General features: G+C 54.4%; 26 protein-coding genes. 11 read left to right on the forward strand and 15 right to left on the reverse strand.

Features of this window, described 5'->3' with window-relative positions; translation table 11 throughout:
- A complete protein-coding gene (locus tag M2120_RS03420; protein WP_280797316.1) occupies positions 1-579 on the forward strand; it encodes a DUF1003 domain-containing protein in 579 nt (192 codons plus the stop codon).
- A 3-nt stretch (positions 580-582) separates the two neighbouring features.
- A complete protein-coding gene (locus M2120_RS03425; RefSeq protein ID WP_280797317.1) occupies positions 583-1,716 on the forward strand; it encodes a P-loop NTPase in 1,134 nt (377 codons plus the stop codon).
- On the opposite strand, the gene M2120_RS03430 is transcribed toward M2120_RS03425, so the two are convergent.
- On the reverse strand, positions 1,713-3,149 hold the full coding sequence (locus tag M2120_RS03430) for a gamma-aminobutyraldehyde dehydrogenase (RefSeq protein ID WP_280797318.1): 1,437 nt from the start codon (positions 3,147-3,149) through the stop codon (positions 1,713-1,715). The genes M2120_RS03425 and M2120_RS03430 overlap by 4 nt on opposite strands.
- Before the next feature lie 123 nt (positions 3,150-3,272).
- Between M2120_RS03430 and M2120_RS03435 the strand changes: the two genes are divergently transcribed.
- From M2120_RS03435 to M2120_RS03460, 6 genes are all read left to right on the forward strand, one after another.
- Positions 3,273-3,740 carry an Lrp/AsnC family transcriptional regulator gene (locus tag M2120_RS03435; RefSeq protein ID WP_280797319.1) on the forward strand — a complete coding sequence of 156 codons (468 nt, stop codon included), beginning with the start codon at positions 3,273-3,275 and terminating at the stop codon, positions 3,738-3,740.
- Between the two features lie 3 nt (positions 3,741-3,743).
- Positions 3,744-5,219 (forward strand): aspartate aminotransferase family protein, encoded by a 1,476-nt coding sequence (locus M2120_RS03440; RefSeq protein WP_280797320.1) that lies wholly within the window; start codon positions 3,744-3,746, stop codon positions 5,217-5,219.
- A 97-nt stretch (positions 5,220-5,316) separates the two neighbouring features.
- On the forward strand, positions 5,317-5,817 hold the full coding sequence (locus M2120_RS03445; RefSeq protein ID WP_280797321.1) for a methylated-DNA--[protein]-cysteine S-methyltransferase: 501 nt from the start codon (positions 5,317-5,319) through the stop codon (positions 5,815-5,817).
- The gene (locus tag M2120_RS03450; protein ID WP_280797322.1) at positions 5,817-6,404 is read left to right on the forward strand and encodes a DNA-3-methyladenine glycosylase I; all 588 of its coding nucleotides are present in this window, start codon (positions 5,817-5,819) and stop codon (positions 6,402-6,404) included. The genes M2120_RS03445 and M2120_RS03450 overlap by 1 nt, the downstream gene beginning before the upstream one ends.
- Positions 6,405-6,521: 117 nt before the next feature.
- Positions 6,522-6,938 carry a hypothetical protein gene (locus M2120_RS03455; RefSeq protein WP_280797323.1) on the forward strand — a complete coding sequence of 139 codons (417 nt, stop codon included), beginning with the start codon at positions 6,522-6,524 and terminating at the stop codon, positions 6,936-6,938.
- Between the two features lie 27 nt (positions 6,939-6,965).
- Positions 6,966-7,298 (forward strand): helix-turn-helix domain-containing protein, encoded by a 333-nt coding sequence (locus tag M2120_RS03460; protein WP_280797324.1) that lies wholly within the window; start codon positions 6,966-6,968, stop codon positions 7,296-7,298.
- A 13-nt stretch (positions 7,299-7,311) separates the two neighbouring features.
- On the opposite strand, the gene M2120_RS03465 is transcribed toward M2120_RS03460, so the two are convergent.
- Positions 7,312-7,665 (reverse strand): twin-arginine translocase TatA/TatE family subunit, encoded by a 354-nt coding sequence (locus tag M2120_RS03465; RefSeq protein WP_280797325.1) that lies wholly within the window; start codon positions 7,663-7,665, stop codon positions 7,312-7,314.
- Positions 7,666-7,728: 63 nt separating this feature from the next.
- Here M2120_RS03465 and M2120_RS03470 point away from each other — a divergent pair, with 63 nt between their 5' ends.
- Complete coding sequence (locus M2120_RS03470; protein WP_280797326.1) at positions 7,729-8,358, forward strand: O-methyltransferase; 630 nt, start codon at positions 7,729-7,731, stop codon at positions 8,356-8,358.
- A 72-nt stretch (positions 8,359-8,430) separates the two neighbouring features.
- Here M2120_RS03470 and M2120_RS03475 read toward each other — a convergent pair whose 3' ends face one another.
- From M2120_RS03475 to dapE, 3 genes are all read right to left on the reverse strand, one after another.
- Positions 8,431-8,601, reverse strand: a complete 171-nt coding sequence (locus M2120_RS03475; RefSeq protein WP_110233974.1) for a DUF3117 domain-containing protein — start codon at positions 8,599-8,601, stop codon at positions 8,431-8,433.
- Between the two features lie 113 nt (positions 8,602-8,714).
- A complete protein-coding gene (locus M2120_RS03480; RefSeq protein ID WP_280797327.1) occupies positions 8,715-9,899 on the reverse strand; it encodes a hypothetical protein in 1,185 nt (394 codons plus the stop codon).
- 14 nt (positions 9,900-9,913) lie between these two features.
- Positions 9,914-10,996 carry a succinyl-diaminopimelate desuccinylase gene (gene dapE, locus M2120_RS03485; protein ID WP_280797328.1) on the reverse strand — a complete coding sequence of 361 codons (1,083 nt, stop codon included), beginning with the start codon at positions 10,994-10,996 and terminating at the stop codon, positions 9,914-9,916.
- A gap of 31 nt (positions 10,997-11,027) precedes the next feature.
- Between dapE and dapD the strand changes: the two genes are divergently transcribed.
- Positions 11,028-11,975, forward strand: coding sequence for a 2,3,4,5-tetrahydropyridine-2,6-dicarboxylate N-succinyltransferase (gene dapD / locus M2120_RS03490; protein ID WP_280797329.1), 948 nt, complete (start codon positions 11,028-11,030; stop codon positions 11,973-11,975).
- Here dapD and M2120_RS03495 read toward each other — a convergent pair.
- The 6 genes from M2120_RS03495 to M2120_RS03520 all read right to left on the reverse strand — a co-directional run bounded on the left by M2120_RS03495 (position 11,961) and on the right by M2120_RS03520 (position 18,255).
- Positions 11,961-13,037, reverse strand: a complete 1,077-nt coding sequence (locus M2120_RS03495) for a zinc-dependent alcohol dehydrogenase family protein (protein WP_280797330.1) — start codon at positions 13,035-13,037, stop codon at positions 11,961-11,963. The two genes, dapD and M2120_RS03495, sit on opposite strands and share 15 nt — an antisense overlap.
- A gap of 35 nt (positions 13,038-13,072) precedes the next feature.
- On the reverse strand, positions 13,073-14,869 hold the full coding sequence (locus M2120_RS03500) for an InlB B-repeat-containing protein (RefSeq protein ID WP_280798153.1): 1,797 nt from the start codon (positions 14,867-14,869) through the stop codon (positions 13,073-13,075).
- 86 nt (positions 14,870-14,955) lie between these two features.
- Positions 14,956-16,263 carry a citrate synthase gene (locus M2120_RS03505; RefSeq protein ID WP_280797331.1) on the reverse strand — a complete coding sequence of 436 codons (1,308 nt, stop codon included), beginning with the start codon at positions 16,261-16,263 and terminating at the stop codon, positions 14,956-14,958.
- A gap of 102 nt (positions 16,264-16,365) precedes the next feature.
- Entirely contained in the window at positions 16,366-17,469 is a 1,104-nt protein-coding gene (gene dapC, locus M2120_RS03510; protein WP_280797332.1) for a succinyldiaminopimelate transaminase, read from the reverse strand.
- 5 nt (positions 17,470-17,474) lie between these two features.
- Positions 17,475-17,792: a ferredoxin gene (fdxA, locus tag M2120_RS03515; protein ID WP_110233995.1), complete on the reverse strand. Its 318-nt coding sequence runs from the start codon at positions 17,790-17,792 to the stop codon at positions 17,475-17,477.
- Positions 17,793-17,832: 40 nt separating this feature from the next.
- Positions 17,833-18,255: a hypothetical protein gene (locus M2120_RS03520; RefSeq protein WP_280797333.1), complete on the reverse strand. Its 423-nt coding sequence runs from the start codon at positions 18,253-18,255 to the stop codon at positions 17,833-17,835.
- A 154-nt stretch (positions 18,256-18,409) separates the two neighbouring features.
- Between M2120_RS03520 and efeU the strand changes: the two genes are divergently transcribed.
- Positions 18,410-19,225 carry an iron uptake transporter permease EfeU gene (efeU, locus tag M2120_RS03525; RefSeq protein WP_280797334.1) on the forward strand — a complete coding sequence of 272 codons (816 nt, stop codon included), beginning with the start codon at positions 18,410-18,412 and terminating at the stop codon, positions 19,223-19,225.
- A 42-nt stretch (positions 19,226-19,267) separates the two neighbouring features.
- Here the strand turns inward: efeU and typA are convergent, their stop codons facing one another.
- The 4 genes from typA to M2120_RS03545 form a co-directional block, all read right to left on the reverse strand.
- Positions 19,268-21,175, reverse strand: coding sequence for a translational GTPase TypA (gene typA / locus M2120_RS03530; RefSeq protein ID WP_280797335.1), 1,908 nt, complete (start codon positions 21,173-21,175; stop codon positions 19,268-19,270).
- A 166-nt stretch (positions 21,176-21,341) separates the two neighbouring features.
- Complete coding sequence (locus M2120_RS03535) at positions 21,342-23,048, reverse strand: ABC transporter ATP-binding protein (protein ID WP_280797336.1); 1,707 nt, start codon at positions 23,046-23,048, stop codon at positions 21,342-21,344.
- A complete protein-coding gene (locus tag M2120_RS03540) occupies positions 23,045-23,986 on the reverse strand; it encodes an ABC transporter permease (protein ID WP_280797337.1) in 942 nt (313 codons plus the stop codon). The genes M2120_RS03535 and M2120_RS03540 overlap by 4 nt, the downstream gene beginning before the upstream one ends.
- Positions 23,976-24,905, reverse strand: coding sequence for an ABC transporter permease (locus M2120_RS03545; protein WP_280797338.1), 930 nt, complete (start codon positions 24,903-24,905; stop codon positions 23,976-23,978). The genes M2120_RS03540 and M2120_RS03545 overlap by 11 nt, the downstream gene beginning before the upstream one ends.
- Between the last annotated feature and the right edge of the window lies 1 nt (position 24,906).

Consider the following 24,906-nt stretch of genomic DNA (forward strand, 5'->3'; position numbering starts at 1 on the left):
ATGGCACGTTCGAACCGTCACGATGAAAGCTTCGACTCCCCCAAAGGCTTCAGCGCACTGAACCCTCGTCCCTCGCGTTCGCGGGACCGTTTTGGCCGTTTCACCGAAACCATCGCACGTGCAATGGGTACTCCTTGGTTCCTGCTGGGCCTGACTATCTTTGCTGCCGTGTGGATGTTGTTCAACACCTTTGCTCCCGAGCAGTGGCGTTTTGACTCCTATGCCATCGGCTTCACGGCGCTGACCTTGATCCTGTCATTGCAGGCATCTTATGCAGCACCGATGATTCTGCTTGCACAAAACCGTCAAGATGACCGTGACCGCGTTCAGTTTGAGCAGGATCGCCAGCGTGCTGAGCGCAACCTTGCTGACACCGAATACCTTGCACGTGAGGTTGTTGCACTGCGTTTGGCCATGAAAGACATGGCCACTAAGGACTTCATTAAGGCAGAACTTCGTGCCCTGCTTGAAGAACTTGAAAAAGACGAAGCACCAGCTAAGCCCGTGGTCAAGAATCCTGCGGCAAAGGCACCAGCAAAGAAGCCTGCAACGCGTCCAGCCACTCGTTCCGCCAAGTAACACGTGAGCACTCTGACAGAACACGTGCGCGCAGCTGCGGGGTCAGTCATTGACCCCGAGCTTCGCCGCAGCTTGGCAGATCTCGGCATGATTGGTGCTGTTTCTGTCGAGGGTAGTTCTGCAACTGTTGAAGTTCGACTCACCATTGCTGGCTGCCCCGCTGCCCAGAAGATCGAAAGCGATGTTCGGGCAGCAGCAGCCGGCGTGAGTGGCATCGAAGACGTAACAGTGGATGTTCAGGTGATGACACCTGAACAACGTGCAGAATTGCTTTCCACGCTCCGCCCTGGCGGTCCCAAGCAAAACCCTTTCGGGCCAGGCACACTCACGCGCGTCATCGCTGTCACCAGCGGCAAGGGCGGCGTGGGCAAATCAACTATGACGGCAAACCTTGCTGCGGCCCTGGCCACACAAGGATTCCATGTGGGCATCTTGGATGCCGATGTGTATGGCTTCTCCATCCCGGCGCTGATGGGACTGGCCCCAGGAGGGGTGGCAGTCAAGCCCACCCGTCTTGATGACATGATTGTGCCTCCAGTAGGTCACGATGTGAAAGTCATCAGCATTGGCATGTTCGTTGAGAATGCTAATGCTGCCGTTGCCTGGCGCGGCCCCATGCTTCAGCGCACCATTACCCAGTTCCTCACCGATGTCTACTTTGGTGACCTAGATTTCTTGTTATTAGACCTTCCTCCCGGCACCGGAGACGTGGCCATCACCGTGGGACAACAGCTTCCAAATGCAGAAGTGCTCGTCGTCACCACAGGACAAACAGCCGCCAGCGAGGTAGCCGTTCGTGGCGGTGTTGTTGCACGCCAGACTGGTCAGCGCATCCTGGGCGTTGTGGAGAATATGGGACCACTAGTTCTCCCAGATGGCTCAGCACTTGCCCTCTTTGGTGAAGGTGGCGCTGAGAGCGTTGCCAACGAACTGAGCATTGGTCAAGACAAGCCCGTTGAGGTTCTGGCCAAGATTCCTTTGAGCCTGGGCTTACGCGAAGGCGGCGACGAGGGAACGCCTATTGTCCTCTCACACCCGGCTGATCCTGCAGCACAGGCTATTACAGAGCTGGCCCGCGTGATTGCTCACAGCGGGCCCAGCCGTGCAGGAATAAACCTGGGTATTACTCCGGCTTAGTTGCCGATGTAACTCATCACGTGCTTGATGCGGGTGTAGTCATCAAAGCCGTATCCAGAGAGGTCTTTGCCGTATCCGGAGTGCTTGAAACCACCGTGAGGCATCTCAGCAACGATAGGAATGTGAGTGTTGATCCACACACAACCAAAGTCGAGCTTCTTTGCCATGCGCATGGCACGGCCGTGGTTCTGAGTCCACACTGACGAAGCCAGGGCGTAGTTCACGTCGTTTGCCCAGGTAAGTGCCTGCGCTTCATCAGTGAACTTCTGCACAGTCATTACTGGGCCGAAGATCTCGTTCTGGATTACTTCATCTGTTTGCTTGAGACCAGAGATGATGGTTGCTTCGTGGAAGTAACCAGTGCTTCCTTGACGCTGGCCACCGAGTTCAATCACAGCGTTATCTGGCAGACGCTCAATAAAGCCTTGAACCTGTGCCAGCTGGTTCACATTGTTGACGGGGCCAAACATGGTGTTGGCGTCCAGTGGTGAACCAGTAATGGCATTGGCGCGTGCGTATTTCACGAGCTCTGCCATGAATTCGTCATAGATACCTTCCTGCACGAGCAAACGGGTTGCTGCGGTGCAGTCTTGACCTGCGTTGAAGTAACCAGCACCCACGATGCCTTCAACTGCTGAAGGAATGTCTGCGTCATCAAATACGATGACCGGAGCCTTGCCACCGAGTTCGAGGTGGACGCGCTTGAGGTCAGTGGCAGCGCTCTTGGCCACCTCCATACCGGCACGAACCGAACCGGTAATGGAAATCATTTGTGGAGTCTTGTTTTCCACCATGGCCTTGCCGGTGTCACGATTACCCATCACGGCGTTAAACACACCTGCAGGAAGGAACTCAGAAGCCATCTCGGCCAACAGCATGGTGGAGGCAGGAGTGGTGTCTGAAGGCTTGAGCACAATGGTGTTTCCGGCAGCAATAGCTGGGGCGAACTTCCACACCGCCATGTTGAGGGGGTAGTTCCAGGGGGTGACCTGTCCGATCACACCGATGGGCTCGCGGCGAATCATGGAGGTGTGGTCGGCCATGTATTCGCCTGCCGATTTACCTTCCAGGTGTCGTGCTGCGGTGGCAAAGAAACGAATCTGGTCCACCGAGGGCATGATTTCATATTCCACGAGAGTCTCGAGTGGCTTACCGGTGTCCTTGGATTCAACCTCGGCAAATTCACGTGCACGAGCTTCCATGGCATCAGCGATGCGGAACAGCGCCAAGGAGCGCTCACTGGGTGTGGTTTCTCCCCAGGCCTCGAACGCGGTTGCCGCTGCGCCATAGGCGTCGGCAACGTCCTTTTCGCTGGAAACTGGGCTGGTGGCATAGACCTCTTCGGTGGCGGGGTCGATGATGTCCAGGCGCTCATCCGAGGTGGATTCCACAAACTGACCGTTGACGAAGTTCTTCAATGCGTGAGTACTCATGAATTCAGCATATGACGAAAACCGATAGTAAATGAAGGGGAATTCTGAGGAATTCGTAGTTTTATCCACAAATTTCTGCGGTTTCACTTGCTTCGGCTGTTTTTTCCTGCCAGAATCAAGCGCATGAACTCTAAGACACGTGCCGCTCAGCTGGATGAGGTTTCCAAAGCCATCATCGAACAGCTGCAAGAAGACGGCCGCCGCTCCTATGCCGAAATTGGCAAGGCAGTGGGCTTGTCTGAAGCAGCAGTGCGCCAGCGCGTGCAGAAGCTGACCGAAGCTGGTGTCATGCAGGTGGTCGCTGTGACCGACCCAATGCAACTGGGGTTCTACCGCCAAGCAATGATCGGTTTGCGCTGCTCGGGTGACACCCGCGCCATTGCCGACAAGCTGGCCGCATTAGAAGCCGTCGACTACGTGGTGCTCACTGCCGGGTCGTTCGACATCATGGCTGAAGTTGTCTGTGAGTCCGACGAAGATCTCATCAATCTTCTCAACGAACAGATCCGAAAGCTTGAGGGAGTGGTTTCAACCGAAACCTTCGTCTATCTCAAGCTCCACAAACAGTTATATAACTGGGGAACGCGATAAATCATGCCGTTATTTACCTCTCGGAAGAACAAGAGCGCAGCTCACGCTGCAACCACACCTGCTGCAGCACCTGCAGCTGCGACCGGGGCAGAGAAGCCCTACTTTGCACCCGTCTATGACAACAAGGACCTTCAAAAGAAGGCAAATGACCACCTCTGGATGCACTTCACCCGCCAATCGGTCATGCACGAGAATGGTGTACCCATCATCGTCAAGGGTGACGGTCACATGATTACCGACATCCAGGGCAAGAGCTACATCGACGGCCTTTCCGGTTTGTTCGTAGTTCAGGCAGGTCACGGACGTAAGCGTTTGGCTGAGGCAGCAAAGAAGCAGGCCGAAGAACTCGCATTCTTCCCCATCTGGTCTTACGCACACCCTTCCGCCATTGAACTGGCTGACCGCCTTGCAGACTATGCACCAGGCGACCTCAACAAGGTGTTCTTCTCCACCGGTGGTGGTGAAGCAGTTGAAACTGCTTTCAAGCTTGCTAAGCAGTACTGGAAGAAGATGGGTAAGCCCACCAAGCACAAGGTGATCTCCCGCTCCATCGCGTATCACGGAACCCCTCAGGGTGCTCTGTCCATCACCGGTATCCCCGCGATGAAGGAAATGTTTGAGCCTCTGGTTCCCTCCACCTTCCGTGTTCCTAACACCAACTTCTACCGTGCTGAACAGCACCAGGATGACCTCTATGCATTCGGTCAGTGGGCAGCAAACCGCATCGAAGAAATGATCGAGTTCGAAGGCCCAGACACTGTTGCAGCTGTCTTCCTCGAGCCAGTTCAGAACTCTGGTGGCGCGTTCGCACCACCTCCCGGATACATGCAGCGCGTGCGCGAAATCTGCGACAAGTACGACGTGCTCATGGTTTCCGATGAGGTTATCTGTGCATTCGGTCGTATCGGTGAAATGTTTGCCTGCAACGCTTACGGCTACGTTCCCGACATGATCACCTGCGCCAAGGGTATGACCAGTGGTTACTCCCCTATTGGTGCAACCATCATCTCTGACAAGATCTACGAGCCCTTCTCCAAGGGAACCAGCTACTTCCCTCACGGTTACACCTTCGCCGGTCACCCCGTGTCTGCAGCAGTCGCCCTGGAAAACCTCAACATCTTCGAAGAAGAGAAGCTCAACGAGAACGTGCGTACCAACTCGCCACTGTTCCGTGCAGAGCTGGAGAAGTTGCTGGACATCCCCATCGTCGGTGACGTGCGTGGTGACGGTTACTTCTTCGCAATCGAACTCGTCAAGGACAAGGCCACCAAGGAGACCTTCAACGACGACGAGTCCGAGCGCCTGCTTCGTGGCTTCCTCTCCAAGGCTCTCTATGACGCAGGTCTGTTCTGCCGTGCAGATGACCGTGGAGACCCTGTAGTTCAGCTTGCTCCACCGCTGACTATTGGACCCAAGGAGTTCGTCGAGATGCGTGAAATTCTTGAGGGTGTCCTCAAGGAAGGTGCACGCATCGTCTAACACTCTGGCTCAGTAGGGTTTCGTCCCCACTACTAGATGTCAGTATCCCAATGGGGCTGCTACCGCTTGCGGTGGCAGCCCCATTATCTTTAGAGCTATGACTTCCACTTTTGCCACCATCGATTCACCCATTGGTCGGATTGAACTCACCAGTGACGGTGAGGCCATCACGTTCTTGAGTATTGAAGGTGTTGAAGGTTCTCCGCACGGTCGCTTGCAGCATGGTGGCCGCCCGGGTGAGCCAGACACCGTGATCAAGCAGGCAACCACCGAACTGGGTGAATACTTTGCCGGTAAACGTAAAGACTTTGACGTTCCCGTGAAGCTTGTTGGCACACCATTCCAGCAAGCCATCTGGCATGAGCTGCTTGCCATTCCCTATGGCGGTCACGCCTCCTATGGCGATCTTGCTACCCGTGCAGGAAACCCCAAGGCAGCGAGGGCTGTGGGAGGAGCAGTGGGTGCAAACCCCGTGCCCATCATTGTTCCTTGCCACCGCATTCTTGCTGGCAATAACAAACTCACCGGCTACTCCGGTGGTTCGGGCGTGCCCACCAAGATTCAGCTCTTGGACATTGAAGGCATCGAATACAAGTAATGGCATACCCAAACCTTGTGATCGGTGATGACGGCCTAGCCCGGTGTGGCTGGGTCGGCTCAGATGTCGAATACATGCGTTATCACGATGAAGAGTGGGGTGTTCCCCAACCTGGAGATCAGTTCATGTTTGAAAAGATCGCCCTCGAAGGATTCCAAGCGGGACTGAGCTGGATTACGATCCTTCGACGCAGACCAGGATTTCGTGATGCCTTTCACAACTTTGATATCGCCAAAGTTGCCAACTACACCGACGCAGATGTTGATCGCCTGATGAATGACGAGCGAATCATTCGCAACAAAGCCAAGATCAACTCCGTGATCAAGAATGCTCGCATTACTCAGGAACTCATTGCGGACAACCCTGGTGCACTCTATGACCTGGTCTGGTCACATCAACCTGATGTTCAGAACCCCACACGAAAAGTGATGACAGATATACCTGCGGTGACAGCAGAATCAGAAGCCTTAAGTAAGACACTGCGCAAGCTGGGATTTAGTTTCGTTGGCCCCACCACGATGTATGCGTTGATGCAATCAGAGGGTCTCGTTGACGACCACCTGGTTGGGTGCCATAAAGCTCAGTAGTCCTCCACAACTGGGAAATCCCAGTCATGTGCGAGAGATTCACAACTCGTTGCCTTTTGCACCCCTTCCTCTCCTACCTTGAGTGACAAATAGTCACTCTGGTAATAGGGAATTGAATTGTCTGCTTGGAAAGTAGAAATTTACGGCCAATCTTATGCGCGGTTTTACAGGTCATTGTCGAAATACCAACAACTCGTTGTCGACTCAGCAATAAGGAACGTACTAAGCGTTGAAGGTATTGGGATTTGCTCGGGAGAATGGGGCAAACCTCTCGGCGGAGGATTGTATGAATTTAGAATTCGAAAATCACTCCATGCAATTGAGTCACACACCGGCCCGGAAACGAGCACTAAGTATTCGCCAGAATCACAGGTTCAGGTATTAATTCGGATCTTTTGCACATTCCACGGCGACAAAATCGTTGTGCTCCATCACGGTTATGACAAGAAAAGAGATTCTTCGGAGAAAAAGCAGCAACAAGAGATTCGCACTGCAAGAAAACTGCACCAAGAATGGAAGCAAGGGTTGAAATAAAAAGTGTTTAATCACATAATTTCTAGTATGGGAAAGAAACAGCAAACCATTCCTTACGAAAACTTCATGAAGGAAATTCGTGAGTCATGGACCGAGGAAGACTGGAAGATTTACGACGCAGTGTCGGCGGACTTCCAGAAAGAAATGCGCGATCGCGCAGAACTCGGAGCTGCTCTTCAGTCAGCGCGAAAAGCTCGCTCACTTACCCAGCCCAAACTCTCACTGTTGGCTGATGTTCAACAGGCCGAGATTAGCCGCATTGAACGGGGTGTGGGTAACCCAACTGCTACAACGTTGTTTCGTCTCACTGATGCGCTCGGCCTCAAACTCGCCCTGATTCCAGTCGAGAAAAAGAACTAACCCAGAACGAGGTTCACGTAGATTCCAGATCGAAAGGTGTTCCGGCGTTCACGTCTCGTACAACAGCCTTCTTCACCACGGGGGCAGCCACCGGAGCTGCCTTTACTGCTGGTTCATCATCAAGCAGTGCTTCACGAATAATCCGACGTGGGTCGTATTGGCGAGGGTCGAGTTTCTTCCACTCTTCCTCGTCGAAATCATCGCCAAGTTCTTCCTTAATGCGATCCTTCGCACCTGCACTCATTTCTTTGAGCTTGCGCACGAACTGACCGAACTTTGCCGAATAGGCAGGCAAGCGTTCAGGACCAATAACGAAGACAGCAATCACCCCAATGATGAGTAACTTCTCGAAGGTCAAACCAAACACACTACGAGACTACCGCCCCTAAACACAGGGTTAGCTCTACGCTTATTTTCAAAGGAGAACCTCGTGACACACAACGAACTGACGTGGAAGTTCCTCAACGAATTTGATGTTGAGTCGAGCACCCAGGTAAAAGCCCGCGCTTTATCGCTAGAGCACGGTGTAAACGTGATTTCTCCTGCGGTGGGCGCCCAGCTCGCATTAGTTGCCGCAGCAACCAATGCAACCAACATCATAGAGATTGGAACAGGTCTGGGTCTTTCCGGTCTGTGGCTCCTCTCCGGTGCTCCCGAGGCTACATTGACCTCGATTGATTCTGAATTTGAATACCACGAGCAGGCTCGTGAACTTTTCACTGAGGCCGGCTATCCTGCCAGCCGCGTGCGCTTGATTACGGGCAAGGCTCTCGATGTTCTTCCACGCATGAACGAGAACAGCTACGACATCGTGCTCGTTGATGGCGACCCTGCCCAGGTTGCACAAAACGTCGAGCACGCACTACGTCTAGTTCGGGTTGGTGGCACCGTATTGCTTCCCCACATTTTGCAAGATGGTGACATTGCGAACCCTGCAAAGCGTGCAGGTATTGTCGCTGGCTTCCGCACCGTGCTCACCGAAGCTACCGAGTCAGAGAACATCGTTGTTGCCCTCTCTCCTGCTGGCGACGGGCTGCTGCAGTTCACCAAGATTTCCTAAGAAACGACATAAGAAAACCCCCGCTGATTCAGCGGGGGTTTTCTTATTCGGATTACCCGAAGAAGTTATGTCTTAGGCAGGAACAACCTTCGCCAACACGTCGTGAAGCTCCTTCGCTTCAGCATCGTTGACGGAGACGACCAGACGGCCACCACCCTCGAGAGGAACGCGCACAATAATCAGGCGACCTTCCTTGACAGCCTCCATGGGACCGTCGCCGGTCCGTGGCTTCATTGCAGCCATTTAGGCCACCCCTTTCACTTACTTTGTGTACTTCTATTATCCCGTATTGTTTGGTGCCCAATAACCACTTCAACAGCCCAAACAGCTACGGAATCCGTTGTTCCGGACGGTTATTAGGGCGGACTCCAGTCGTAACCATCTATTCGCCAGCAGATCAGTAACCAGCCCCACTGAAAAACGATAAAGAGCAACACCATGAAGCCTCGATACAGCTTTGACCGTGGTGCTGCCACTGCCCCCAACGCGGGAAAAAGTGGGGCAAGTAGGCGGAAGGTGCTGGACTGGGGAAAGAACACTGCCAGGACATAAAGGGCATAGCTGGCTAGCCAGAAACGCACATCCACACCCAACCTTTTCACTGCAGGGATGAAGAGGAAGACGGCAAAGCCCAGCACCAGGGCACCCAGCAGCACATAACCGGCGACTTCCGGATACCCAAAGCTTGTTGTCCACCACTGGGCAGCATGGATCCAGGGGGTGAAAGGGATCAGTTCTTGGTAGCCAATATAGGCAGAGCGCCAGGCCAGCTCAGTATCTAAATACGCGTTGGGGATGCCGGTGGCCCAGCCAGCAATAAACATCCAGGCAAACCCTGCCCCGGCAGCAATGACTGCCACCGCGGCAAGTAGGACACGTTCACGAGTGGGGAATCGTGTTCTCTTGCGTTTTACAAAGCGATATATCCAGTGCAGACCAATTGCCAACGCCACAGCCAATGCCCCTGGCCTGGTCAGCGAAAGCACAAGCACGACGGGGATAACCCATCCATAGAGCCTGAGTTGCATCAGCAGAATCACCAGAGCAATCAGGAAAAGCTGCATGGACTCGGCATAAGCCAGCTGGAACAGGGGGGAGACGGGGGACAGAGCGAACAAGACGATGGCAAACAGTGCCTGCTGCGCGGGCACATGCTTGATCAGGATCTTGTAAAACACAAGAGATGCACCCAGTGCACACAGCACCGAGATCAACACACCCGAGATGCTCCATGGCAATCCCGTGATGAGCATCAGTGCACGGACAATAACCGGATAGGCGGGTAAGAATGCCCAGGCATTCTCAGCAACGTGACCATCCTCGGTGTAGGGAATGTCGTGCGGATAGCCTGTCTCGGCAATGATGTTGTACCAGCGACCATCCCACATCGTGGAGAAATCCCAGAGTGAGGGTTGGGCGCCAGTCCAGGCATTTTCTGCCTGCTGGCTGGCCAACACCAGCAGCATGACAGTTGACACTGCACGCCCCAGCAGAAATACCAGGGTGACCTGGAGCCACCACGGCAGTCGAGTCTTTGTCATCCCCCGATAACCAGTTACTTGCTCAGCCAGCTACGCAGTGCACGTTCACACTCAAGAATCTGCACGGCGAGTACACGCTCATCATCGGTGTGTGCCAGGGAAGGATCGCCAGGACCAAAGTTCACAGCCGGAATACCGAGTGCAGAAAAGCGTGCCACATCAGTCCAGCCATACTTAGGTTGTGGCTCGGCTCCCACCGCTGCAACAAAATCTTGCGCCATCGAAGCGGTCAAACCTGGCCGTGCACCTTCAGAGCTATCGGTCACAACAACCTCAAACCCGGTAAACACATGTTCCACGTGAGCAAGGGCCTCGGCGGCGCTCTTATCGGGTGCGAAACGATAGTTGACGGTCAGTACTGCGGCATCAGGAATGACATTGCCAGCGACCCCGCCAGAAATTCCCACAGCGCTGAGTCCCTCACGGTAGTCGAGGCCATCAACGGTAACGGTGGCAGGGACATAGGCTGCTAATGCATCCAGGGCAGGTGCAAGCTTGTGAATGGCGTTTTCGCCTTTCCACGCGCGTGCTGAGTGCGCTCGCACACCGTGTGTGCGCACCTCCACGCGCAAAGTGCCATTACAGCCACCTTCCACGGTAGAGTTACTGGGTTCGCCCAGGATGGCAAAGTCACCGTGCAGAAGTTCTGGAGATTGGCGCGCTAGCCGACCCAACCCGTTGAGCTCAGAAGCTACTTCTTCGTTGTCGTACCAGATCCAGGTGATGTCATAGGTGGGCTCGGTCAGCTCTGCAGCGAGTTTGACTGCTACAGCCACACCTGCCTTCATGTCGACGGTTCCGCGACCCCAGAGCCATTCAGCTCCCTCTTCTTCGCTATAGCGAACGGGGAGATTGTTATTCACGGGAACGGTGTCCAGGTGGCCGGCAATCACGACGCGTTGCGAGCGTCCCAGGTTCGTCTTCGCCACCACGGCATTGCCATTTCGGAAGAGTTCGAGATGTGGCATTCCTGACAATGCGGCGTGGATGGAATCTGCCAATAAGGCTTCGTTGCCCGAGACAGACTCAATGTTGCAAATGTCGGCAGTGAGCTCCACGCTTGAGCGTGTCAGGTCAAGCGCGATGGGTGAGGACATAGCCCAAGTTTATCGCCGGTAATCTAGAGGCATGGTTTCTACGCAGACGAACACGCACGCTTGGGGTTACGGCCTGGCCACAATTGCCAGCGATGGCACCGTTCTCGACACCTGGTATCCAGCCCCTGAGCTCGGGCAGATTCCTGCAGGTCGTGACAAGTGGATTGTTCCTGCCGAGATTGAAGACCTGGTTGGTGAAGATGCCCGCCGCAACGTCTCCCTCGAAGCTGTGACCATTGAGATCACTCTTTCAGAACCAGCGCAGGGCGCATCTGACGCTTACCTGCGCCTCCACCTGCTGTCTCACCTTCTTGTTCAGCCCAACACCATCAACCTCGACGGCATCTTTGGACAGCTTCCCAACGTGGTCTGGACTAATGCAGGCCCCGTTCACCCAGATGACTTCACAACACTTCGCCCACGCCTGATGCGTGCAGGAATTCAGGCTCAGGGAATCGATCGATTCCCACGCCTGACCGACTATGTCACTCCTGAGCGCGTGCGAATTGCTGATGCTTCTCGTGTGCGCCTGGGAGCGCACCTTGCCCCTGGAACTGTGGTGATGCACGAGGGCTTTGTGAACTTCAATGCAGGAACCCTGGGCACCTCGATGGTGGAGGGTCGTATTTCTCAAGGCGTTGTTGTCGGAGATGGTTCAGACATCGGTGGCGGTGCCTCGATTATGGGAACCCTCTCAGGTGGTGGCACCGAAAAGGTCAGCATTGGTCAGCGCTCCCTGTTGGGGGCAAACTCAGGAATCGGCATCTCTATCGGAGATGACTGTGTTGTTGAAGCAGGGCTGTATGTCACTGCGGGCACCAAAGTGAATGTCATTGATGGCGAGAACACCTCCGTGCTCAAGGCCAAGGAACTCTCCGGCGTGAACAACCTGTTGTTCCGCAGGAACTCTCTCACCGGTGCTGTTGAGGTCACCTCGCGCACGGGTGTGGGCATCGTGCTGAACTCAGCACTGCACTAAAGAATTATCCTCATTAGCCTCAGGCCGAATGATGGTGACGCCAGGCTCGGTGCCTGTGCTCATCTGAGCAAGTGCCTTGGGCACTTCATCTAGGGAAATTCTGTGCGTAATGAATGTGCCTGGATCTAGAACGCCTGTGGCAATAGCTGCCAGCATTTCCGGATAGGCAGCGGCGGCCATGCCATGAGAACCAAGCACCTGCAGTTCCTTCGCAATGACGACATGCATGGGCACCGTTGCCTTATCCCCGATCTTGGCCGGCAGCAACAAACCAATCTGCACGTGACGACCCTGAACACGCAAACTCTCCACCGCTGACTTGGCCGTGGGAATACTGCCTAGTGCGTCCACAGAAACATCCACGCCCTCAGGAATCACGGCCTTGATTGCAGCGACAACATCGCCGTCTGCAGCGTTGAACACATGCGTTGCACCCACCTCAGAAGCAAGGGCCAAAGCCTCAGCGTTCACATCAACAGCAACTACTCTCGCTCCTGATGCGGCGGCAATCATGATGGCAGCTAAACCAATTCCGCCGCAGCCAAAGACAGCCACGGTTTCTCCTGGCTGAACATCTGCGACTTGAGTGATGGCACGGTAGCTGGTGGCAAAACGACAGCCTAGGCTGGCTGCCACATCAAAGGAGACTTCATCAGGCAAGACCACAGCGTTGAAGTCTGCGCGAGGAATAGCAACGAACTCGGCATAGGTGCCCGGGCCACTAAATCCTGGTTGCCACTGGTCAGGGCAGACTTGCGCATTGCCACTTTCACACCAGGAGCACTGACCACAACCACAGACAAAGGGGAAGACGACGCGGTCTCCCACCTTGAGCTTTGTAACTCCTGTCCCAACCTTGTGTACTACTCCAGCAAACTCATGACCTGGAACATGCGGGAACACGGTGATGTCGGGGTCATGGCCCTGCCAAGCATGCCAGTCGGAGCGGCATAATCCAGCAGCCTTGACCTGAATAACGACGCCGTCAGCAGGTGCAGTTGGAATGTCGAGCTGCGCCACAACTAGTGCTTCACCAAACTTCTCAAACTGGACAGCTTTCATGTGGTCAGCTTAACAGCTGACCAGAAGAGAACTACCTAAAAGTCTTCGGATCGAATACGGCGCTTGACGAAGTCCAATTCACCTTGTGCATTGCGGGTGAGCGTCATCACGCGCATGAAGTCAGGGTTGATCTCACGAGCGATAAAGAAGGCGGCAAAGCCCATTAGGAGAACAATGATCGACAGCGGAATAGCACCTGCCGTGATCATTCCGGTGAAGGCCAGTTCTGCTGGAACATCTGTTGAGGAAGCTAGCAGCGTTCCATCCGCGTTGATCTTGAAATAGACCTTTTCTTCTAACGCAGTACCGTCAGATCGTGTTGCGCTGAAGGTAATCGAGTGCCAGCCTGCTTCGAGGTTGTCTGGAATCGTGACGGAGGTATTGAAGGAACTTGACACTGTTCGTCCTTGTGCCAAAACCTGTGGAGTACTGCGAAGCACTACTGAGTAGTCGGTTGACAGTGCCAAATCTGTTGCCGTGATAGCAATGTCTTCACCAACAATTTTTTGCCCAGGGGCAACCGGGATAGTGAAGCTCACAGGCGAAACAGCTTGTGCAGGGGAAGAACCATTTGCACCATCAAATGGTTGAATATTGTTCGACATCCAGCGAGGATTCACACTGTTGTTGAAGAGGGTAGCGAAGTAGTTAAGGTTCCCTGCTTGGCTCACAACGAAAACGCCAGCTGCCGTATCAATCGAAATCTCAGCTGAAGTGGGCGAAGAGAACTTAATACTGTTCCAATACTGAGTTACACCGTTGTTTGTATAGGTTGACTTCAAGCAGGTGACACCACTGTTAGCAGTCTGGGCAACACCACCGATACGGATTGCGGTAATTCCACAGGTTGACGAAGCTGGGTTCCAGCTGACTAAGTTGTTCCCATTATTGGTTGTTGCACCTGGCACAGTGTAAAAAACATTGCTGTAGGGGTCACCGAGAAGGTAGTTCACCTGGTCAACCGCAGCTCCACCAGAAAAACCACTGAAAGTCATCGTGAAAGCAGGGACGTTTGCGCCGACAGCAAGTGTGGAGAAAGAAGGTGCATTCCCTCGCGAGAATCCAACCTGCGAAATAGTAAATGGTACCGACTGGTTCTGTTGCTGCTGATTACCAGTGGTCCAGGCAGCGGTTAAGACAGTATCCGCTGAAACTGTGTAGGAATTACCTGGCAACAAGATGGTGGAAGAAACAGGAATATCTACCCAGCCAGCAAACACCTTGCCACTTGGAGGCGTGAAAGTATTCGCCGGAAGTGTGAACGATGTTCCGTTCGTCACAATCGCTTGTTGGGTGCCGGAGCCGCCACTTGGATCAAATGTGATGTTGAACTGAGGAGTGGTCGTGGTGAAGGCGACAGTGGCAGTAGTGAATTCGGATCCGTTGTTGTAGAACCCAAACTTAAAGGTGTAGTTACCTGGTGTTGCAGGAAGAGTAAAGAGACCACCATCGAGTGAAAGAGTCTGTGTGGTGCTGGTCGCCTGGTACTCGTAGAAACCTGCGTCATCACCATCCTTGGTGCAGCCAACTAAAGGGTTCGATAATACGGTTTTACACGCGCTTTGGCTAACGCCATATCCCATGTTGATCTGCCCGGTTGTGACCAGGTTTGTTCCCGCAGCGTCATAGACAGCAACGTGAACACGGTTAAAGGATTGCCCAGAGGGGTTAAGCGTGAAGCTCATAGGTGGGGTGTTGGCGCCGGCATAGAAGGTTGGTGCTGAAACAGAGAAGGATGCGCTTGCTGCAGCAACTGCCATGGCAGGAACAACCGAGAACATGGCGAAAATCGCCAGGACTACAGAGCTCAGGGCAGCACGGAAAGCAAACATCTTCACCCCATAAAGATACCGGAGTATAGGGATTTGGTTTAACTCAGGAACCGCTCAGGTTCGGGGAAAACCCCCTATGAGAAGACCTAGTTGAAACCAGGAAGGTTACGCTGCTGCTCGCCAATGTAGAGCTGCTGTGGGCGACCAATCTTGGTCTGTGGGTCGAGGTTCATTTCACGCCAGTGCGCAATCCAACCAGGCAGACGTCCTAGCGCAAAGAGCACGGTGAACATACGAGTGGGGAATCCCATTGCCTTGTAGATCACGCCGGTATAGAAGTCGACGTTGGGGTAAAGCTTGCGCTCCTTGAAGTAGTCATCCTCAAGAGCAATACCTTCAAGTTCCTTGGCGATGCCCAGCAGTGGGTCATTCACTCCGAGAGCAGCAAGAACTTCATCAGCGGTGTCCTTGACCAGACGTGCGCGAGGATCGTAGTTCTTGTAAACGCGGTGTCCGAAGCCCATCAGGCGAACGCCGTCTTCCTTGTTCTTGACGCGCTCAACATACTTCGCAACAGATTCACCCGAAGCCTGGATTTCACCAAGCATGGTGAGAACAGCCTCGTTTGCACCACCGTGAAGTGGGCCAAAGAGTGCGTTGATACCTGCAGAAACGGAAGCAAACATGTTTGCATCTGTCGAACCCACCAGACGAACGGTGGAAGTTGACGCATTCTGCTCGTGGTCTGCGTGCAGGATAAGCAGGCGCTCAAGTGCGTTGACCACGACAGGGTTTTGAACGTATGGCTCAGCCTTGTTACCGAAGGTCAGGCGCAGGAAGTTCTCAACATAGGACAGTGAGTTATCTGGATAGAGACGAGCCTGACCAATGCTCTTCTTGTGAGCGTAGGCAGCCATCACAGGAAGCTTGGCCAACAGGCGGTAGGTCGAAGTCTCAACCTGCTCTGCATTGTTGGGGTCTAGAGAGTCTTCGTAGTAGGTCGACAGTGCAGAAACACCAGCTGAAAGAACAGGCATGGGGTGTGCACGACGTGGGAAACCGGAGAAGAAGTCCTTGAGATCTTCGTGCAGCAGGGTGTGCATACGAATCTTCTCTTCGAAGTTTTCGCTCTCAACCTGGGTGGGAACTTCACCGTGGATGAGGAGGTAAGCAGTCTGCAGGAAGGAGAGGTTTTCAGCGACCTGGTCGATGGGATAACCGCGATAACGCAGAATTCCCTGCTCACCGTCGATGTAGGTGATTTTCGACTTGGTGGAAGCGGTGTTCACAAAGCCATAGTCCAGCGCGGTCAAGCCAGTCTGCTTGGTCAGCGACGACAAATCGATAGAGGGAACACCCTCAGTTCCATGCAAGACCGGAAGTTCAACGGTCTTACCGCCATAGGTAAGCGAAACGACGTCGCCGGTGGGCACTGAATTAGTGGCTTCAGTCACGAAGACTCCTTGTGGATACTGTCTGGGTGAGCGGGTACCCAGGTGGTCCGTTGTGACGAAATTCCCTGAGTTATCCAAGCCTATTGGCAAAAAGTGTTGTTATTACACACTCATTAAGCGACGAGCAGCTTCAGCAATGCGCTCATCGGTTTCTGTCAGAGACAGTCGCACATGGTTGGGATAGAAATCGCCATAAAAAACACCCGGTCCGGCAATGATACCCAGACCCGCGAGCTTGTCTATGGATGCCCACGCATCCACACCTTCTGTGACCCAGAGGTAAAGTCCCGCTTCACTATGGTCAATGCGGTATCCAGCAGAGTTCAGGGCAGGAATAAGCAGTTCACGGCGAGCGCGGTAGAGCTCTTTCTGGGCAGCGACGTGTGCATCGTCTGCGAGCGCTGCAACCATGGCTGCTTGCACTGGCCCTGGCTGCATCATTCCTGCGTGTTTACGAATATTGGTGAGCTGAGCAATGAGTGCGGCATCTCCGGCGACAAAGGCGGCACGGTAGCCGGCAAGGTTGGACTGTTTACTCAGTGAGTAGGCGGTAAGGATTCCGGTGAGGTCTCCCCCGGTTACCTCGGGATCGAGCAGGGAGGGAATGGGTTCACTTTCCCAGGGACCTGACCAGCCCAGCTCGGCATAGCATTCATCGCCCACGATGTAGGCACCGAGTTCTCGTGCTCGCTTCACTCGTGCAGTGAGCTGTGCCTTATCGAGTACTCGTCCATCTGGGTTCCCTGGGCTGTTGAGCCACACCAGTTTGGTGTTCTCAGGCCACTGGGCAGGATCATCTGACGGGAAAGGCGTGGCCTCAGCCATTCGGGCACCAATGTCATAGGTGGGGTAGGCAGCCGTGGGGTGCACCACGACATCACCAGGACCCAGGCGCAGCATGAAGGGCAACCATGCAACGAATTCTTTGGAGCCAATGGTGGGAAGAACGTTCTCAACACCTAGTCCGGTTACCCCGCGTCGACGGGCAAACCACTCAACGATGGCTTCTCGCAGTGCTGGCGTTCCAATGGTGGTCGGATAGGCATGTGAATCAGTGGCCTTGGCCAACGCTTCGCGGATGACGTCAGGTGTGGGGTCTACCGGTGAACCGATGGAGAGGTCAATGGCACCGCCGGGGTGAGCTTTCGCCTTCGCCACGTAGGGCGCCATGGCATCCCACGGGTATTCAGGCAGCTCAGTGAGCATGAAACTTAGGCCTGGGGTGGAAGTGCAGTAATGACAGCGTGGTCGCCTTTAATGACGCCAACCTTGGCAGCACCGCCGGGGGAACCAATTTCTTGGAAGAACTCAACGTTGGCCTTGTAGTAGTCAGCCCACTGCTCAGGAAGATCATCTTCGTAGTAGATGGCTTCAACAGGGCAGACCGGTTCACATGCGCCACAGTCAACACACTCGTCGGGGTGGATGTAGAGCATGCGGTCACCCTCGTAGATGCAGTCCACGGGGCATTCATCGATACAGGCACGGTCCTTCACGTCGACACATGGCAGGGCGATGACGTAGGTCACGTGGGTACTCCTTCAACGAACGGGTGTTACGAGTTCAAGTTTACGCGTTTACTGTTGTGCTCTTGTCCGCGCCACGGTGTCGCTGCGGCAAGCGTGGCCAGGCAACCACAATGGTGGCAATCAGGGTGGGCACCACTGCCCAGATGGTGCCCCACAGGTTATTGGGCACAAGCACCGATCCCCCGGTGCTTTGCTGGCTCAAGAGAAAAACCATTCCCACGATGCCCAGTGCTGCACTGAGCACAACGAGTCGATCCTCAACAACGATGCGCAGACCCACCAAGAATCCGATCAGCACGATGACACTAAGGATTAATCCCCACGGGATATCAATGTTCGCCACCGTGATCACACTCTGGTGAACAACCGTGGTGATGGATCCAACCAATAAGCCCATGCCCAGTGCTCCAGCACACAGCAACAGTCGAGTGGAGACAGGGTGCTTCACGGCAGTTTCAGGCATGTTGTTAAGTGTATCTAGCTATAAATCGTTCGCATCCGTATGATTATTTCCATGCAATGGCAATATCGCGTTGACGAGGTTAGGTAATCCTTACTAAGGTTAACCTTACTTAGGTAAACCTAACTGCTTTCCCTCCCCACAGATTGTTCAGTTCATGCTCGCAAACCTCTTGATCGGCCTCCGCGAAGGACTCGAAGCTGCACTGATCATTGGCATCCTGGCTGCATATCTGATCAAGATTGATCGCCGCGATGCACTTCCCAAGATGTGGCTGGGTGTGGGGATTGCCGCATTGATCTCCGCCATCGTGGGCATCATGCTCGGCACAGGTGTTGCGCAACTAGAAGGACCACCCGAGGAAATCCTTGCCGGAACCCTGTCCTTCCTGGCCGTTGCTCTGGTCACCTGGATGGTGTTCTGGATGGCCAAGACCGCCCGCAACCTCAAAGGCCACCTCGAATCTGACATTGATAAGAATCTTGCCGGAAACGGCTGGGGACTGATGTTCGTGGCATTCCTCGCCGTGGGCCGTGAAGGAATCGAAACTGCACTGTTTATCTGGGCCGCTGCAACCGCAACCGGTGAAAAGATTCTTCCCACCATCGGCGCCATCGTTGGCCTCGGCGTTGCTGCCCTGTTGGGCTGGCTCATCTTCAAGGGCATGGTTCGTTTGAACCTGAGCAAGTTCTTCACCTGGTCTGGTGCCTTCTTGATCATCGTTGCTGCCGGTGTGCTCAGCTATGGCATCCACGAATGGCAGGAAGCAGGCCTGCTTCCAGGAGATGCCGACAAGGCATTCAACGTCTCTGGGGCGATTCCACCAGATAGCTGGTATGGCGTTCTGCTTCGCGGCACCATCGGCTTCACGCCCGAGATGTCGTGGCTTCAGGTCATCGGCTGGATCGGATTCGCAGCGATCATGCTGACCCTGTTCTTGCGCCAAATGAAAGCGAAAACCCCCGCCAAGTAAGGCGAGGGTTTTCTTCTGAGTTCTGTAGTCAGACTTTGAGTATTACTCGTTCTGCTTCTTGAGGCGGCTGGTGTTACGAGCACGTGCCTGAGCATCGAGCTCCACCTTGCGAATGCGCACAGTCTCAGGAGTAACCTCAACACACTCATCTTCACGAGCAAACTCGAGGCACTCTTCCAGAGAAAGAATGCGTGACGGAGTCATGGATTCGAAGCTGTCTGCGGTCGATGAACGCATGTTGGTGAGCTTCTTTTCCTTGGTGATGTTCACATCCATGTCATCGGCACGAGAGTTCTCACCGATCACCATGCCTTCGTAAACCTCTTCAGTGGGCTGAACGAAGAAGCTCATGCGTTCCTGCAGACCAATGATGGCAAACGGGGTAACAACACCTGCGCGGTCAGCAACAATCGAACCGTTCACACGGGTCACAATCTGACCAGCCCACTCTTCGTAGCCGTGAGCAATCGCGTTAGCAATACCAGTACCACGAGTTGCGGTGAGGAATTCGGTGCGGAAACCAATCAGACCACGCGAAGGAACAATGAATTCCATGCGAACCCAGCCGGTGCCGTGGTTGACCATGGACTCCATGCGGCCCTTACGTGCTGCGAGAAGCTGCGTAACAGCACCAAGGTATTCCTCAGGAACATCGATGGTGAGGTGTTCGTATGGCTCGTGAGTCTTGCCATCAACCTTCTTGGTCACTACCTGTGGCTTACCCACGGTGAGCTCGAAGCCCTCGCGGCGCATGTTTTCAACCAGAATGGCCAGAGCGAGCTCACCACGACCTTGAACTTCCCAGGTGTCTGGGCGTCCAATGTCAACAACCTTGAGCGACACGTTACCGATGAGCTCACGGTCCAGGCGGTCCTTCACCATACGAGCAGTGAGCTTGTGACCCTTGACCTTGCCCACCAGAGGCGAGGTGTTGGTTCCAATGGTCATCGAGATTGCAGGGTCATCCACAGTAATTGCAGGCAGTGGACGAACGTCATCGGGATCAGCCAAAGTTTCGCCGATGGTGATGTCTTCAATACCTGCCACCGCAACGATGTCACCGGGAGCTGCACTCTCAGCAGGGAAACGCTCGAGAGCCTTGGTCTTGAGCAGTTCGGTAATACGAACGTTGGCCACGGTGCCGTCGTGCTTGACCCAAGCAACGGTCTGACCCTTACGGATGGTTCCGTTGAACACACGAATCAGAGCCAGACGACCCAAGAATGGGGAAGCATCCAAGTTGGTGACGTGTGCCTGAAGAGGCGCTTCGTCATCGTAGGAAGGCGCAGGAATGTGCTGCAGGATTGCTTCGAACAGTGGCTCGAGGTCATCGTTATCGGGCAGCGTGCCATCAGCAGGCTTGTTGTGGCTGGCAGCACCGGCACGGCCGGATGCGTAGACAACAGGAACATCCAGGATGGAGTCCAAGTCAAGATCGGGCACGTCATCTGCCATGTCAGAAGCAAGACCAAGAAGTAGGTCCTGGCTCTCGCCCACAACCTCGTCAATACGAGCATCGGGACGGTCGGTCTTGTTGACCAGAAGAATGACGGGAAGCTTTGCTTCCAGTGCCTTACGCAGCACGAAACGAGTCTGAGGAAGAGGACCTTCCGATGCGTCAACGAGCAGAACGACGCCATCAACCATGGACAAACCACGCTCAACCTCGCCACCGAAGTCAGCGTGACCTGGGGTGTCAATCACGTTGATGGTGATGGGGCCGTTGGTGGCGTGCTTACCCTCATAGGACACTGCAGTGTTCTTGGCGAGGATGGTGATGCCCTTTTCGCGCTCGAGGTCGTTCGAGTCCATCATGCGGTCATCAGCAGAGAAGTGTGCGTCGAAAGAGTTGGTCTGCTTGAGCATTGCATCAACCAGGGTGGTCTTTCCGTGGTCAACGTGGGCAACGATTGCAACGTTGCGCAGGTCTGAGCGGAGGGCGTGCGCCATGAGAAATCCTCTCGATGACCCATACCTGGTCATCGTTGGTGAAAAGTGACTGCCCGACAAAATAAAACCAGCGGCACCACAGGTGTGCAATGCCGGGTAAATCGAGCACTACCAGCATACCGCAGGGGGTTCTGTTTCCCCGCCCGGACGGTGTTTATAACTTCAACTAGCTCTTGTTGCCCAACTTGATGTTCGCACCAGGAATCGCTTCCAGAAGCTTCTTGGTGTATTCCTCACGGGGGTTATCAAACACTTCTTGAGTTGAGGCAGCCTCCACGATCTCACCCTTGCTCATCACGCAGACATTGTCCGCAATGACGCGAACGACAGCGAGGTCGTGGGTAATGAAGAGATAGGTCAGGCCAAGTTCTTGCTGCAGTTCGTGCAGCAGAGCAAGAATTTGCGCCTGCACCAACACATCAAGGGCAGAAACAGCCTCATCGAGGATCACAATGTCGGGCTTGAGTGCCAGAGCACGAGCAATAGCCACGCGCTGACGCTGACCACCGGAGAGCTCATTGGGATAGCGGGTTGCAATAGTTCTGGGCAGAGAGACCTGATCAAGCAGTTCCATCACGCGATCACGTCGCTGGGCTCTGCTGCCCACCTTATGGGTCACCAGTGGCTCAGCAATGGTGTTGAAAATGTTGACCAGAGGATCCAAGGAGCCGAAAGGATCTTGGAACACGGGTTGCATCCGACGACGCAGGCCAAAAAGATCCTTGGCGGAGAGGTCTGCTACACGCAGGCCATCAATCACGATGTCACCAGAGGTGGGTTTTTCCAGACCCAACAACATCTTGGCCACAGTGGACTTACCCGAACCCGACTCCCCCACCAACGCCATGGTGGTGCCTCGAGCAATAGAGAACGACACATTCTTCACAGCGGAGAATGAACTCTTCTTTAGGCCTGACCCACCACGGATGGTGTAGTCCTTACACAGGTTAGTGACCTGAATAACGGTCTCTTTGGCTGCAACGGCAGCAGTGCGCTGCGCTGCAACGGCAGAGAGATCAAACTCAGCTACTGAAGAGTCTTTCTTGACCGAGCTCAGTCTGCGTGAAGCCAGGCTTGGCGCCGCTGCTACGAGTCGTTGAGTGTAGGGGTGGAGGGGGTTCTCCAGAATTTCGCGGCTGGGACCAGCCTCGACAATCTTTCCTCGATACATCACAACCAGTTGCTCAGCGCGTTCAGCTGCAAGGCCTAGGTCGTGGGTAATCAAAATCACCGCGGTGTTCTTTTCCTTGGTGAGCTCATCCAGGTGATCAAGGATGGTGCGCTGAACAGTCACGTCCAAAGCTGAGGTGGGCTCGTCAGCGATGAGCAGCTGTGGATTGGCAGAAAGACCAATACCGATGAGCACGCGCTGGCGCATACCACCAGAGAATTGGTGCGGGAACTGCTTCAGGCGCTTCTCTGCATCTGCTAGACCTGCTTGTTTGAGTACCTCAATGGCCTTGGCGCGGATCTCTTTCTTGCCTGAGGCAACACCGTTGGCCTTGATGGTTTCTTCGACCTGGAATCCCACGCTCCAGACAGGGTTCAAGTTCGACATGGGGTCTTGTGGCACAAAACCAATCTGACGGCCACGAACCTTCTCGAGCTCAGATTCGCTGAGCGCAGTGAGCTCTTGGCCGTTGAACTTAATGGAGCCCTCGGTGATCTTTCCTGTGCCAGGCAGCAGGTTGATAATCGCGTGAGCAGTAGTGGATTTACCCGAACCAGACTCCCCCACAATTGCGAGGGTTTGCCCTGGCATCAGGGTGAGATCAACACCATTGACTGCTGTGACGTCACCATTTTGGGTGGAGAATCCAACCTTGAGGCCACGGATCTCCAGAAGTGGTTCCACTGTATTCTTCTCGCTCATCGCAGTGCCCTCGCCTTGGGGTCGAGTGCATCTCGGACAACTTCACCCATCATGATGAAGGCCAAGACAGTGATGGACAGGGCCAACGATGGCCAAATCAGGGTTTGTGGTGCGGTGCGCAAATCACCTTGTGCTTGGGAAATGTCATTTCCCCAGGACATAAACGTGGGTGGAAGCCCCACACCTAAGAAGGACAGGGTTGCCTCCGCAACGATCGCTGCTGCCAGAGAGATGGTGGTGACAGCAATCACGGGCGCAATCGAGTTGGGAAGAACGTGACGCCACAGAATGCGGAACCGGCTCACCCCGATTGCAGTCGAGGCCATTACGAAGTCCGAGTTCTTCACACGCAAAATCTCAGCACGCAACACACGGGCTGTGGAAGGCCACGCGAAGATGCCAATCGCCAGCGAGATGACGATCACGTCACGGTTCTTAGAGAACACAGACATGATGACCACGGCAGCAAGGATGTAGGGGATAGAGAAGAAGATATCTCCGGCACGGGAAAGCAGGGAGTCGAGCCAGCCACCATAGAACCCGGCAAATGCTCCAAACAAAATACCCAGCACCGCAGTCATGACGGTCACCACGATGCCCACAGACAGGGAGGTAGAGGTGCCATGAATAATTCGGCTGTAAACATCACAGCCCTGCTTAGTAAAGCCCAGAGGGTGTCCTGCGGTGGGACCTGCATTGCTGTTGGCAAGCAGACAGTTGGTATCTGGTGAGACGTTGGTAAACCACCCAGGGAATAAAGCAACCAGAGTCACCAAAATGATGAGAACACCCGAAATGTAAAACATGGGGCGCTTGCGCATATCGCGCCAAGCATCAATCCAGAGGTTGCTGGGCTTTTCGGCAACCGAGACAGAGTCGACGGCTGCAATTGGCGTCTCGTCTAATGGGGCGACGTAGTGCGTGTCCTTATTTGCCATAACGAATCCTTGGATCCAGTGCTGCATAGAGCAAATCTGTGAGGAGGTTGACGACCAGATAGATCAACACCATGACGGTCACGAAAGACACCACAGTGGGGCCCTCGCCACGAATAATGGCTTGATACAGGGTGCGCCCCACACCGGGAACGTTGAAGATGCCCTCAGTCACGGTTGCACCCACCAGCAGAACACCAAAGTCCACGGCAAGGAAGGTGACAACCGGAATCAGAGAGTTACGCAGGATGTGCACACCGACTACACGGCGACGGCTGAGGCCTTTGCCAAAGGCGGTGCGGACAAAGTCCATACCCTCAGTCTCAATGACGGAGTTGCGAGTCAAACGAATGATGTAAGCGATGCTGACGGTGGCCAAGACTGCCGCAGGAAGAATCAGTTCACTCCAGTCAGCTGCTGCCGAAACGGTGGGGCGTGCCCAACCCAGATTCAGCGCAAAGACGAGTTGCATCACGAAGGCAACAACGAAGATAGGCAGCGAGATCAAGATCAGGCTGGCGACCAACGCAGAAGAGTCAAAGAGTTTGCCCTTGCGAAGACCGGAGAACAGGCCGACTCCGATACCCACCACCATTTCAAAGAACAGGGCGATGGATGCCAACCGCAAGGTGACCGGGAATGTGGCGGCAAGAATGTCAGCTACAGGCTGACCAGAGAACGATGTTCCAAAGTCCCCTTGGAAGATGCCACCGATGTAAATCAAGTATTGAACAATGAAAGGTTGATCGAGGTGGTAGCGCTCACGCAGTTGCTGAGCTACGGCCTCGTTGACGCCATGATCGCCGAACAGGGCCACGATGGGATCCCCGGGCATGGCAAAGACCATGAAATAAATCAGCAGCGTTGTGCCGAAGAAAACTGGAATCGCCTGCAGGATGCGGCGGAGGATGTAACCAATCATT

It is taken from the genome of Aurantimicrobium minutum (assembly GCF_029893825.1).
In the GTDB taxonomy this organism is placed as follows: domain Bacteria; phylum Actinomycetota; class Actinomycetes; order Actinomycetales; family Microbacteriaceae; genus Aurantimicrobium; species Aurantimicrobium minutum_C.

Coding starts and splice junctions, on each gene's coding strand:
- M2120_RS03460 (WP_280797324.1), top strand. CDS start 6,966: ATGGGAAAGAAACAGCAAACCATTCCTTACGAAAACTTCATGAAGGAA.
- M2120_RS03440 (WP_280797320.1), top strand. CDS start 3,744: ATGCCGTTATTTACCTCTCGGAAGAACAAGAGCGCAGCTCACGCTGCA.
- dapC (WP_280797332.1), bottom strand. CDS start 17,469: ATGCTCACTGAGCTGCCTGAATACCCGTGGGATGCCATGGCGCCCTAC.
- M2120_RS03500 (WP_280798153.1), bottom strand. CDS start 14,869: ATGTTTGCTTTCCGTGCTGCCCTGAGCTCTGTAGTCCTGGCGATTTTC.
- dapD (WP_280797329.1), top strand. CDS start 11,028: ATGGTTTCTACGCAGACGAACACGCACGCTTGGGGTTACGGCCTGGCC.
- typA (WP_280797335.1), bottom strand. CDS start 21,175: ATGGCGCACGCCCTCCGCTCAGACCTGCGCAACGTTGCAATCGTTGCC.
- dapE (WP_280797328.1), bottom strand. CDS start 10,996: ATGTCCTCACCCATCGCGCTTGACCTGACACGCTCAAGCGTGGAGCTC.
- M2120_RS03495 (WP_280797330.1), bottom strand. CDS start 13,037: ATGAAAGCTGTCCAGTTTGAGAAGTTTGGTGAAGCACTAGTTGTGGCG.
- M2120_RS03435 (WP_280797319.1), top strand. CDS start 3,273: ATGAACTCTAAGACACGTGCCGCTCAGCTGGATGAGGTTTCCAAAGCC.
- M2120_RS03420 (WP_280797316.1), top strand. CDS start 1: ATGGCACGTTCGAACCGTCACGATGAAAGCTTCGACTCCCCCAAAGGC.
- M2120_RS03475 (WP_110233974.1), bottom strand. CDS start 8,601: ATGGCTGCAATGAAGCCACGGACCGGCGACGGTCCCATGGAGGCTGTC.
- M2120_RS03545 (WP_280797338.1), bottom strand. CDS start 24,905: ATGATTGGTTACATCCTCCGCCGCATCCTGCAGGCGATTCCAGTTTTC.
- M2120_RS03450 (WP_280797322.1), top strand. CDS start 5,817: ATGGCATACCCAAACCTTGTGATCGGTGATGACGGCCTAGCCCGGTGT.
- M2120_RS03445 (WP_280797321.1), top strand. CDS start 5,317: ATGACTTCCACTTTTGCCACCATCGATTCACCCATTGGTCGGATTGAA.
- M2120_RS03480 (WP_280797327.1), bottom strand. CDS start 9,899: ATGACAAAGACTCGACTGCCGTGGTGGCTCCAGGTCACCCTGGTATTT.
- M2120_RS03535 (WP_280797336.1), bottom strand. CDS start 23,048: ATGAGCGAGAAGAATACAGTGGAACCACTTCTGGAGATCCGTGGCCTC.
- efeU (WP_280797334.1), top strand. CDS start 18,410: ATGCTCGCAAACCTCTTGATCGGCCTCCGCGAAGGACTCGAAGCTGCA.
- M2120_RS03540 (WP_280797337.1), bottom strand. CDS start 23,986: ATGGCAAATAAGGACACGCACTACGTCGCCCCATTAGACGAGACGCCA.
- M2120_RS03520 (WP_280797333.1), bottom strand. CDS start 18,255: ATGCCTGAAACTGCCGTGAAGCACCCTGTCTCCACTCGACTGTTGCTG.
- M2120_RS03430 (WP_280797318.1), bottom strand. CDS start 3,149: ATGAGTACTCACGCATTGAAGAACTTCGTCAACGGTCAGTTTGTGGAA.